This is a genomic window from Lysinibacillus boronitolerans JCM 21713 = 10a = NBRC 103108 (assembly GCF_000772935.1).
GTDB lineage: Bacteria > Bacillota > Bacilli > Bacillales_A > Planococcaceae > Lysinibacillus > Lysinibacillus boronitolerans.
On the sequence record NZ_JPVR01000046.1, the window covers coordinates 1 to 11,843 of the forward strand.

The window sequence follows — 11,843 nt, forward strand, 5'->3', positions numbered from 1 at the left end:
GTTGTGAGAAACAGTTGTTGCGTAGTCACCACGGATTGTACCTGGGTTACTACCAAGAAAATTGACGATAACTATCGCCTCTGAAATCACTAATATCACCAGTTCTCTGAAATAAACGAAAAAAACTAAATTAGAACTGAGCTTTTACCTTCTATTAATTAGTAACTATACATTACTTATAGCTAAGTTAGCAAGTTTTGATTAAAGAAAATACATCTGAGTTTTCCGAAGCCGATTGTAGATACAGACATGCGAGAGATATTATTTATTTCTCTCAGAATGTTTGCTTGATTCTTCATAACAAAATGCACTTATATTTGTATTCTTCTGTCATCAATTTATTGTCAAAACATTAATAGCAATCAATCATTAATATGATTGCTTTTCAGTTTGGATTTTTAAAAATTCTTCTAATGATGTGTTACTTCTACTCAGATAAGAACAAGTAATACCTACATCTCTCTTGGAAATTAGTACTCCAGAATAAGGCTTGCCATAATTAAATGGGTTTCTTCCTTGTGCCATAATTACATTTATTCTATCTCGTATTTCATAATTAATATCTGCTTCTGTTAATTGGATTAACGCAATTCCATGAATTTTTGCATATTCTATTGCCCCACTTTGAAAATTTGATGTAGATATTAAAATTCCTTTTTGCGCTCCTATTGACTGAATTTTCGTATGTAAAATCTGCACCTTTTCTCTGGTAATAGCTGATTTATAGTGCTTACATTCAACAAGTGTTTTATATTTTACCCCCATAAATGTAAATTCTATATAACCATCTATTTGATAATTACCATCGTAAGCTTCAATCACTTTATCATGTTCAAATACCAAACTTTCAAGATTCCTAGTTTGTTCAAATAACAAGTCTAATGAGTAACGCTCAAACTCTTCTGGAGTTAATTCTAAATAAGCATCTTTAACTGGGATAAACATACCCTACTCTCCTTTAGTCACTAATACAGTTATTATTAAAATGATTTTTTAGCAGAATTATCTAGAATAAATGAATTAATGAAAAATAACAGAATGCAGATATGAAATCGTTTCATTTAAATCTAATATATAGAACTTAAAATAAGAGGAGAATATGTTTCCCCTATTTGTACAGCCCTTTCAATTTTAAATCTTAAGCAATCATCTAAATTAACTCTTCCTTCAAGGATTAATATTAAATCTTGACCATCCATAAAGATAATATTAGAACCTTTTCCTCTAAACTCATTAATAACTTCTTCTCTAAAACCATTGATTGAGACAAATAACCCTCTAGTACTCTCAATTTTAGAATTTATTTTATGTTGAAACCCTGCAATTTCAGCACCATTAGGATAATCTTTTCTCCATTTAGCTTCAACTAAATAATCAAAGCTATCAAATTTAAAATATCCATCAATTTGTTGAGTATTTTCAATCGTTCTAAATGACTTTCTATATTCTATATTGTTTATTTCAAACAATTCTTTTAATAAGTCCTCTAAAATATAACCTGCTTTTTGGCGATTGTTTGTCATTAAATTGTTATTAAATATTTCTCTTAATTCTTCAAGCTTTTTTGCCCTTTCCATAATTAAAGCCTGCTTTTCTTCTATGATCCTTTTTTGAATAATATTTTTATTATCTTCCTCTTTTACAAGATAATCATTTTCATATGCAAGTCTCTTTAGTTTTCTTAACGAATCCAAACCAGCGTTTCTATCTAAAACACCCGAATCAGGTAAATCTCTTAGTTTACATAAATTAGTTAACAACTTTCTTTGTATTATTAAATCATTTTCATTAACAGACAACTCTTCTAACACTTTCCTTGCCCAAACAAACTTTGGTAAATCTCTATATTTATCAATCACTATCTTGGGTACATCTGAGGACCTCATAAATGATGCCATTGAGTCTTTATAATGAAAACACTTCCCAAAACATTGAATCATTTGTTCCAAAATCTCATAAGAAATCTGTTGTTTCATAATTATCTCCACCAATATAGTTAAATTAAATTTTTTCCATAATTATAATATTATACCAAATAAACTTAGAAAACTTTTAACAAAGGAGTAATTCATAGATTTATTACGTCCTAGAACTACTGTTAAACTATACTAAAGATTTCCTTGTTCTGCTATTTGATCACAAATATTTTGATTTGATGATATAACAATTCAAATCGCAAATAAATTGTCAATGTAAATAAAAATCCCAGTACCGTTCACAGAGAGTTTATTATAATCTTTATTTATTACCTCTAAAGGATATAGCATCATTATAAACTAAATTATTAAGTGCAAAGATAAACCAATCTTAATTACTTTACAATTTTTTTGAGCAAAAACACCATACCAAAAAATAGTACAAAGTGGATCACCCCTAGCCACATCCATTTTGTATATAAAGAAATCAGAGTTATAGACACGATAATGGATACAATGATATATAGCCAAGACCATAACCCTTTTTTAATTTTTTCTTCTTGAAAAAGACTAGCAACAAGTAAAACATAGAAAAAGAAAATTACTAGATTTATTAATATCTGTATCAAAAAATACTGATTTAATCCTGAATCCACATTAGAAAGTGCAAAATACAAAAATCCAAATATTAATATAAACAATAATGCCATAAAAGTCATAGTAGTTGACATAAATATAGTATGTAACCTCATTCTATATATGTAACTTATATTATCTAAAATATTAAAACTATTAATCATTACCACGGAACTATCTTGATTAGATTTCAAACCATCTATTTCGTTATCTAATATAGTAGCTAATTCATCAATCTTTAAATCAGAAATATTATTGTGAACATTTCGTAACTCCCGACTTAATTTATAAGATACATAAGGAAAAGAATTTAGTAATTTGTTCTTTAATTTATCATAATCTTCCTGTGCCTTAGATGAATTTTTATAAATAATTAATTCGAATTTCAAATCCAGCATATTTTTCAAAGCAATATCTAATTGTTCATTCTTATTCTTCGCTTCCTCAGAAATTTTATTTTTAAATTCCTTAAATAACAAAACAGATACCAATAATATGCCAAAGTAAAATATCATACTGATTTTATCTTCTCCAAATAAACCCTTAATCGTCTCAATTAATAGGGTAGCTAATTCGTTCATTAATTCACCTTACTTTTTTGAGTAAATAACATATTAAATTCAATTCATTAGACCAAGGAACATATTCTAATCTTTAGTTTATCCCGCTTACTACTCTTATTCTATTACTCCCTGTCTGCACTTTACGCTCATTGTAATTCAGTTGGTCAATTGTTCAGTTAGTTGACAGGAACGTTCACAAACCATTCTATAACCTTGCGATAGCCTTATATCAAGTTTCTACCTGCTCAGGTAACAGAATGCATTAAATATAAAAGTGAAGCTTTTTTCTATATATCTAGGTATACATTCAAATAATTTTGCAACCCCTGAGCTATTTTAAAGTATCTTTAATCTGTGAGTTTATCAAAGGTTCTTTCAATATTTCTATCAATGCTATTAGCCCCGCCTGCAAGATTAGCATACCTTTCTTTTAATAGTTGCGATTTAATGGTAACTATTTTTCTTATTAGAAATTCAATTCACCTAAAACTATATCTCTAGTAAGCTTTCCTAAAATTATATTATGGTCATCTTCAATCTTTGAGAATAAGGAATTTTTTAAATCAGTTTCATTTTCAAAAAAAACTCTAAAATTATCAACTAACCCTTCTCTATATACCCTGTTATAAATATAGGCTTTTTTCATTAGACTTCGCACATAGTCTCTATGGTATGTATTGTATATTTTATCTAAATTAAATATCTTTAAATTTCCTTCAATTTTATTTTTAACATTATCACTACATTCCCCTATTTCAATCAAAATATTAAAGTCATTGCTAGCCCCTGTTAAAACAGAATAATAATCAATCTCGCATTCATCTGATTGGGTATCTGAATTCTCTGTTTTAATTGGAGTTACCTTTTCATTAATCTTATTTAACATTTCTATTTTAAAATTAATATGTTTTGTTATGTCTTTTTCGTATGGTATATAATTATTATCTAAATCCATAGTTGTGGATCCTTTAAAATCATAGTTACAAACTTTACAAGAGGGCACTAAATTATATATCGAAACGCCCAAAAATGGGTATGTAGCTTTATCAAAAAAATGATCTAAAGTAGCCCTAGTATTGCCTTCATTACCGCTAGATAAAAAAATAAATTGAGTACCACAATATGGACAAATAGATAAATTCAGTTCCTCATGAAATAAATAGGCATTCCAATTTGGTGAACTATAAAAATATTTATATTCGTCTTCAACAAATATTTCTTTTAAGATTTTATAAAGCTGTAATTCCTTATCACCAATATATAAATCTTTTCCATAAACTTTATGTTTCCTTTCCGACTCTTTATTTCTTAATAGATTTATACTTATATCGAAATCCTTTCTAATTTTATCCAAAGTGTAGTGATTTCCAATAATAATTTTTTTTAGATTCCCAAAAATGCTTTTTAATATTTTTTTTACATCCTCATCTTTTACTGTTTCAACATGATTCTTTAATTTTTGATAAAGTCTATTACTCTTATTCTTGTTGTCTCCAAAAATCCAGTTCTCATGTTTTTCTATAATTGAAGAGTTTAAATTAAGTTCAATCATTATCTAAATTTCCTCTAATACCCTTTAGTTTCTTCAGTTCATTCTCTAGTTTTAGTATTCTGTCTTCTACATTTTCAGCTGTATACAAATTTGTTCTTTGTCTATAGATTTCAGTAAGCTTCCCCCTTATTAATGGTTCCCCAATTAAATCTATAAACTTTTCATTATATTCTTTATTTTTATAAACTTCTCTATGCGTTCCTTTTAATAACTCTTTAGTAAAATTGTTTATTTTCATTTTACCAAATTTTCCAATTAGTCCATCACTGATAAAAAAGGAATTTGTAAATAATTCACTTATATTTGCACCAAATGTTCTTGGGCTACCTTCTATGTAATTAATAACTTTACTAGATTCATTGAGAAAGACTACATTAAAGTTTGGGAAATCCGACAAAACTAAAGGAGAATGTGTTGTCAATATAATTTGTGTATCAACCTTGAATACTATACTTAGCATTTGAATAAAATAATAAAGCCAATCTTTCTGCCATTGGGGATGAAAATATAAATCCCCTTCGTCAATTAATATTAAATATGATGTAGGCATCATTTTCAGTTTACGGTCATTAGCTTCTTTTTCTAAATTTTTAATTATATCATTAAATCTACTAAATAAACTTAATAATCCATATTGGCCACTACTTATTTCATTCCATGAAAAACGAATAATTTGAATTTCATCAAAGATTTTTCTATATGTTTTAATTAGATTACGAATATCTACATTATTTGTTCTTATATAGGACATATTACCTCTAATTTTATCTAGCTGTCTTTTACTATAGTTAATATCCCCCGGATCGAATTCTATATACTCTGCTTTAATGAATATTTCAAAAATTTCTTTAAAATTATTCTCTATAGTTCGAAGTTCACTTTGTATCACTTTTAAATATGAGTCCTCTAACCCTTCAATTTCTAAAGTATCTAAAATATCATCTACAAAATAGTCAAGTATATTATTTCCTTGTCTTCTAATCCCTTTTTTAGTATTTTCTTTCTCAGTTTCTATATCAAACTCATCTATTTCTTCAAAATCAATATCACCAACTTCTTTTCTAAATGCCTTATTTAATTCTTTTTCTGGTAATTCTATTTCACTACCTAAATAATCTTCAGAACTTGAATACATATATATATCTTCTATATTAATTTCAAATTCATGTATCTTCTCATATTTTTGAAGCTTTTTATTTAGCATGTATATATAAATTTGTCCAACCATCCTAAGAAGGTTAGATAAAAAAGGATTTTTTGTACTGTGGTTAAATAATAATTCTGCGGTATTATCTGTGGAATTAATTGGAATATTACCGTTTTCAGCAATTTCCCAAACAGTAGTATACTCTAAATCTTCATATACTAATTCAAGCTTAATTTTTTCAGGAAATTCTATGATTTTCAGTACATCCAATTCACTACCATATTCATATAAAAAGAAAATTTGTTTCTCAAACTCGTTATTTAAAAATTGTTCAATAGTATCATACCTTCCAATTAAGGCATTTGTTGATATATTTCTATAATCTACTTCATCACTTTCGCTACTCATCCCAATATGTCTTACATCAAAAACATTAGAAAAGAATAACGTCATGTGTTCAGATGAATAGAAATTTTTTGATTTAATTTCTACCTTCTGGTTAGATAAATTATTAAAGATTATGTCGTGATCAAATTGATAACTAATATAAAATTGATTATTATATGAATAAATTATAATATAATCATTCAAAACTACTGTTTCCTTTATATATTCAGAAATAAAATCTAGAATTGTTGATTTACCTACCCCATTCTTTCCAACAATTGCTGTTATATTCACCTTACTTTCTGTCTGTTTATTTATTTTAAAAAAGTTTTCAATGTATATTTCATTCTTAAAAATATTTATTTTGTTTTCTCTATCAAATTGAAATATGTACTCTCCACCAAAGTTACTTTCTATATCTGATAAATTTTTATATTTTTTAAACCATATGTATTCTATTTTCATCTTTTCACTTCTTCCATAAATAATTCTCTTTATACATCATGAATTTATTTACCTTTTCTTATCATAATACACTTTATTTCAGAAATTTGCCTTTACTATTTCGCCAATCGCATCCCTTTTATAATCAAAAAACGCGCAACTCTTTGTGTAAAATTTTCTCTAAAGAAACATACCCTATCAATGATTTACACCAAACCAGAAAGGTGGCAAAAATCGTGAATTTGAGAAGTTTAAGAATACATTCATATTCCGTTATAGAGAACTATAATAACAAGGGTTTACTACTAAAATAGTGGTGATCATTTAACTTTAAAGCCCTCACATCATTGTAAGGGCTGAATAAGCTTTGTGTTTGAAATGCTTGATTCGCATTATATATGTTTTTGTGTTTTTATATAAAGCTAATCAAAATTTCCAAGACATCATATCTTTTGTATCCATTTATATTTTAATTATCTACTGCATTATATACTTGCATTAACCTTAACAACTCTCCAAATTCTTTAGAGTAGATGTTAGAATATTTCAATTGGATTATATAATCAATTTCCAACAAGTTTGTACCGAATACTCTCTCATATTCAGTTTCATTAAATTTTGGTTTTGGTTTTCCACCAAATGATTCTATTGCTTTTTTTACTCTGGCAGGCTTACTAAAAAAGTCATTATTTCTGTTCTTTGCCTTTTTGATAGCAAATTCTCTATGCTCTAACATAAAGACTTCCTTTAATTCTTTTCGTTTTTTAAAGTAGTTTTCAATTTCTTTATCCCAAGCTTTAGGCACAAGTTGATTTGTATTATAAATACGTGTATAGCCAAGTGTTTTCAAATACTTCCGTTCTTCTTTTTTATAGGCTTGGACACGTTTATCTTTTAACCTAAAACGCAAATCATTATATTCAACATTATGTTTTTCCCTTAGCTCACGTTGTTTTGAAACTATTTCAGCAACTAGCAAAGGGTCTAACATTTCATGTTCTTCTGGCTCCCCACGCTCTCCTTCAATTACACCGTTTGTTACAGGTACATAATAAATGATGTTACGTAGATTTAAATCATCAAGAATGGTTTCTATATTTTTTAAAACCCTCTCTGTTTCCCTGTTCACAACATCAAATAAAAGACTATAATTGACCCCTGTGAAAGCTTCAATCTCCGTTAATTTTTTGTGGTAATCGTTTCTTTCTCCTTGTCCCTTTAATCTGCTCAACTCATACATTTCCTTTGTAATTGCTCCAATTTCATATGCTAATTTTCTAGTCGTAGTTGTAAGGTATTTCCTATTTCCATATTTCAAATACATTAAAATTAATTCTTCTAAAGTTGTTCTATAAATCATTTGCCCTTGACCGCAATTAGAATAATTCTGTAAATCTTTTTTATCCAATACTTGTTCACGTTTGCCTTTACAAACAAAAATTCTGTTTGCACCTTTTCCTTCAATTTCAACCGAATCAAAGTACCTTTGCATTTCAGTTATAACCTGCTTTGTTTCTCTGCCATCCAGATTCCCCTTACCTTTTACACTTTTTGCTTTTTTTCGCTCAAAACTGTTTTTAATTGCTTCAGTGCCAAACTGTATTGTAGCATTCTCAACGTTGTATCTGTACTCTCTTTCCACTACTGCTATCCTGCTCCTTTTAAATTTTAAGGAAAACATGCCCCCTATATAAATTATAACTATATATAGGTATCGAGTTTTCCTTATTTTTTTCTTTTTTAGACTTCCTAGCCGTTAAATCTCCGCTACCGCTCCGTTTTACCGTCTTCACAAACACAACTACGTTGTGTCTGTGTGATTAATACTTTTTCAATTACGATTATGTTTCTGTTAATTAGAAAAAGCGAGCTGTCAAGCTTGCTTTTCAAAATCAATCTCATGAAGTTATGAGCAAAGCGAATAACGTTGATTTACCTTTTTGAAATTATGTATCATATTGCAATAATTTTGATTTATCCCCCACCTTCATATACAGTTGACTATATACACGAAAACTTAAAAATAGTCAACCATTTATACCTTAATTATACCATTTTTTCTATTTTTCATCCACTTTACCCTGTTACGTTCATTTTTTTATAAAAAATACCCAATTTTGGATATTATACAGTATGAATATTTGTAGTTGATAAAAACTCAATTTTATCTATTAGATAGACAGCTAGCACCCAACTTATAAACTAAAATAAGCGCCAAATACAAAGGAAGTATTTGACGCTTTAGAATCCCTAACTATGTGCAGGAGCGGAAGTGCTATCATCTCTTTGACTATAAACATCAACCTATTTGGTCTTTAATACCCCCGTACTACTCACACGTAGAAATCATCTCTATTAACATTTTTTTATTCAATATCGCACGTGACGTATTTTTCATACATTTGCGTGGCTGACAGACTCTTTTTTCAGCTTACAGATGAGCTTAAACTTTGTATATTTGAAAACCACAGAATATCATATCGCTTTATAATTGAATTGAATTACAACTAGATTATAAAAGTTATTACTCAGAAACTCTAACTAGTTCGTCGGACGCTTCATTATAGAGTTTTATAGCTATAACAAAGTTCTCTAAAGACTCGTTAACCAGTTCTGATTTACCATTTAAGATACCATCCTCAAACAGCTTTGCACCTTTACTATATTCTTCTAGTGAGCCTAACATTAGTGAATGATAGGTTTTAAACGCATTTGGAGGTATAGTTTCTACTACAATCAAATGAACCTTGTTCATTACATCCACTAATTCACTAACAGTAGTTCTAAATTTACTGTCGTTGATAATTTGTGGATTTTCATTAATACTCTTACTCATATTAGTTATTGTTTCTTCATTAACAAGAATAGATTCTGTTACTTCTTTCATAAAATCTATATAACTTAATATATAATCGACACTATTATAATCTATAGCTGTTTGTGTTATTGTATCAATGGTTTCAGTATTCGCCTTATCTTCTCTTTCACCTTCTGGCACAACTGTAGAATCATTTTCTTTCTCGGCAACCTCGATAATATTACTATCTTCATCAATAGTCGCCCCTTCACACCCTGTTAATGTCGCACCTAGTAATAATAGAACTCCTAATTTTTTTAACATTATTCCCCTCCTGTAATTTTCATTATTGAAAACCCTATGACCCGCTTCAATTAAGACAAACACTCATATAGCTGTATATGTACCATCAATCTTCTTTCTCGCCATCTTTTTTCTTAGGCTTGGTTACACCCACAACTTGATTCGTTTGGGCAAACTCTAGTGCCTGTAAAATACCAAGTATATAACCCTTTCCTTCTTCATCTAACCTTTTAAAGCTGGACTCTAGTTGCTTGTATTGGTCTTCGTTTTCCATGAAACCCCTCCTTTCGTCACACCTTATGAGAGTATTATATAGTTACATAGAGAGTAATTCAACTACATTTTATTTATATCTACTTTCAATGTGAGTGGATATATGCTATTTTGAATACTAACGAGGTGATATCTATTGTCTACTACTATCAATCAACGTGTTAAACAAGTACGGACTGAACTGAATTTATCGCAAGCCAAATTTGCTAAAGCTATTTCAATATCCAATAGTCATATAGCAGGCATTGAATTAGAGCATAGAAAGGTAAATGACCGCATCATCAGATTGATTTGTATCACTTTCAATGTGAATGAAAATTGGCTAAACACTGGTGAAGGTGAGATGTTTAAAAGCCCTGCTGATACTAAATTTGAAATGGCTATGACAATTTTCAAAGAGTTAAATCCTGAGTATCAAGAATTTGTGTTAAAACAAATTGATGAGCTACTGAAAATCCAAAATAATAGGAAAAATAAACAAACCAAGGAATAGGGCTATCATTAGTAGCCCTATTTTTTCATCTCGTTTAGAGACATATATAAGTAGTTTTAGAAGCGGGCTTTGTAAACATAAAATTTTCGCTATCATTGACTTGTATATGACTTTTAACTAACTAACTAAGAAGTATATGTTATAAAAAATCACGTAAATTCTTTGCTACTGTATCAACATCTAACCCCAAATATCTCGTAGTTGTCGATAAGTCAGAATGAGCTAGTGCATGAGATACTAAGTTTATATCCGCCCCACGTTTCACCAAATTCTGAGCATACAACCTTCTAATAGAATGAGGATTAATGTTCTTTAAATTCCACTTTTTACTGTATACCCATAAATTTTTTGCAATTAAATTGGACGGTGAAACTGTATTCGAAATTGGTACACCTATGTTTGAAAGAAAAATATAATCATTCTTTTCTCTATGTTCTTTCCTAATATCATCATTTATTGAAATTAGCTCTCTTAATAAAGTACACATTGCATCATCTAAAGGGAGAATCAATGGTCTATGCGATTTCATTATCTCTCCTTGTAACTTCAAAAGCATATTTTCAAAATCAATATTCTGTTCTCTCAACGCACCTAATGTTTTAATTCGAATACCTGTTTTGTATAAAAGTAAAATTGCTATACTATCACGTAACCCTGAATACGTTGATTTATCCAAAAGTGATAACAAAAGTGCCAGTTCGCTTTCCGTAGTAGCTTCCTTAACGCTTGTATTTACTTTTATTTTGATGTTTGTCCAAAACTTTGAGTTATACCAACCATTATCGTGACACTTGCTTAAAACGGCTTTAATTTGCTTTAAACGACCATGTAAAGATGTGTCCTTTGCATTTTTGAAACTTGATAAATATTGATAAATTTTTTCATTGTTGATTTCATGGAGATATTCAACTTTAGTAACTTCAACAAATCGCTTAAAATTATAGTTGTAACTATCAATCGTTCTTGCTCTTAATCCGTTTAGTCGCCATTGTTGATTTAAAATTTGTATAGCGTGTTTAATGGTTATATTTCTGTTGTCCAATTCATCAAACGTATCCATTTTAACTATTGAGTTATTGATTTTTGTCACCATTTCTTTCTTTGGTTCTTTTTCAGTTTTGATAGTCAATAAGCTTAAATCAATGTTTGTGTTAACTTTATTGAATGATTTTGACAAATAAAAAACCCCCTAACATTTTTTGTTAGAAGGTAAAAGTTACATCGGAAAAATAGATGATTTTTTTATTGAGTTCTATTCGTAGTTATTTTCGCTACGCTTCTAGATTCGAAATTAAACTAAATCTTCACCGAAGAATAAGCCGATTTCGCGCT

10 protein-coding genes are annotated in these 11,843 nt (G+C 28.8%); 1 reads left to right on the forward strand and 9 read right to left on the reverse strand.

The genetic code is table 11. From position 1 onward, the window contains the following. Window positions 1-369: 369 nt before the first annotated feature. The 8 genes from CD31_RS00660 to CD31_RS23180 form a co-directional block, all read right to left on the reverse strand. Window positions 370-945 carry a restriction endonuclease gene (locus CD31_RS00660; protein ID WP_036074967.1) on the reverse strand — a complete coding sequence of 192 codons (576 nt, stop codon included), beginning with the start codon at window positions 943-945 and terminating at the stop codon, window positions 370-372. A 122-nt stretch (window positions 946-1,067) separates the two neighbouring features. Beyond that, window positions 1,068-1,976, reverse strand: coding sequence for a restriction endonuclease (locus CD31_RS00665; protein WP_036074968.1), 909 nt, complete (start codon window positions 1,974-1,976; stop codon window positions 1,068-1,070). Window positions 1,977-2,311: 335 nt separating this feature from the next. Further along, a complete protein-coding gene (locus CD31_RS00670) occupies window positions 2,312-3,133 on the reverse strand; it encodes a hypothetical protein (protein ID WP_036074970.1) in 822 nt (273 codons plus the stop codon). 448 nt (window positions 3,134-3,581) lie between these two features. Continuing rightward, a complete protein-coding gene (locus CD31_RS00675) occupies window positions 3,582-4,667 on the reverse strand; it encodes a hypothetical protein (RefSeq protein ID WP_036074971.1) in 1,086 nt (361 codons plus the stop codon). Beyond that, entirely contained in the window at window positions 4,660-6,666 is a 2,007-nt protein-coding gene (locus CD31_RS00680) for an ATP-binding protein (RefSeq protein WP_036074973.1), read from the reverse strand. Before CD31_RS00680 ends, CD31_RS00675 begins: the two co-directional genes overlap by 8 nt. A 448-nt stretch (window positions 6,667-7,114) precedes the next feature. Next, window positions 7,115-8,326, reverse strand: coding sequence for a hypothetical protein (locus tag CD31_RS00685; RefSeq protein WP_140423014.1), 1,212 nt, complete (start codon window positions 8,324-8,326; stop codon window positions 7,115-7,117). An 843-nt stretch (window positions 8,327-9,169) separates the two neighbouring features. Then, the gene (locus CD31_RS00690) at window positions 9,170-9,766 is read right to left on the reverse strand and encodes a hypothetical protein (RefSeq protein WP_036074975.1); all 597 of its coding nucleotides are present in this window, start codon (window positions 9,764-9,766) and stop codon (window positions 9,170-9,172) included. An 85-nt stretch (window positions 9,767-9,851) separates the two neighbouring features. Then, window positions 9,852-10,019, reverse strand: a complete 168-nt coding sequence (locus CD31_RS23180; RefSeq protein ID WP_156113253.1) for a hypothetical protein — start codon at window positions 10,017-10,019, stop codon at window positions 9,852-9,854. Window positions 10,020-10,154: 135 nt separating this feature from the next. Here CD31_RS23180 and CD31_RS00695 point away from each other — a divergent pair, with 135 nt between their 5' ends. Beyond that, window positions 10,155-10,511, forward strand: coding sequence for a helix-turn-helix transcriptional regulator (locus CD31_RS00695; protein ID WP_036074977.1), 357 nt, complete (start codon window positions 10,155-10,157; stop codon window positions 10,509-10,511). 139 nt (window positions 10,512-10,650) lie between these two features. On the opposite strand, the gene CD31_RS00700 is transcribed toward CD31_RS00695, so the two are convergent. Then, window positions 10,651-11,688, reverse strand: a complete 1,038-nt coding sequence (locus tag CD31_RS00700) for a tyrosine-type recombinase/integrase (RefSeq protein WP_036074978.1) — start codon at window positions 11,686-11,688, stop codon at window positions 10,651-10,653. Window positions 11,689-11,843: the final 155 nt, after the last annotated feature.

What these genes read in the sequence shown, in the direction of transcription:
- CD31_RS00680 (WP_036074973.1), bottom strand. Translation starts at nt 6,666, where the DNA reads ATGAAAATAGAATACATATGGTTTAAAAAATATAAAAATTTATCAGAT.
- CD31_RS23180 (WP_156113253.1), bottom strand. Translation starts at nt 10,019, where the DNA reads ATGGAAAACGAAGACCAATACAAGCAACTAGAGTCCAGCTTTAAAAGG.
- CD31_RS00665 (WP_036074968.1), bottom strand. Translation starts at nt 1,976, where the DNA reads ATGAAACAACAGATTTCTTATGAGATTTTGGAACAAATGATTCAATGT.
- CD31_RS00675 (WP_036074971.1), bottom strand. Translation starts at nt 4,667, where the DNA reads ATGATTGAACTTAATTTAAACTCTTCAATTATAGAAAAACATGAGAAC.
- CD31_RS00660 (WP_036074967.1), bottom strand. Translation starts at nt 945, where the DNA reads ATGTTTATCCCAGTTAAAGATGCTTATTTAGAATTAACTCCAGAAGAG.
- CD31_RS00670 (WP_036074970.1), bottom strand. Translation starts at nt 3,133, where the DNA reads ATGAACGAATTAGCTACCCTATTAATTGAGACGATTAAGGGTTTATTT.
- CD31_RS00690 (WP_036074975.1), bottom strand. Translation starts at nt 9,766, where the DNA reads ATGTTAAAAAAATTAGGAGTTCTATTATTACTAGGTGCGACATTAACA.
- CD31_RS00685 (WP_140423014.1), bottom strand. Translation starts at nt 8,326, where the DNA reads ATGTTTTCCTTAAAATTTAAAAGGAGCAGGATAGCAGTAGTGGAAAGA.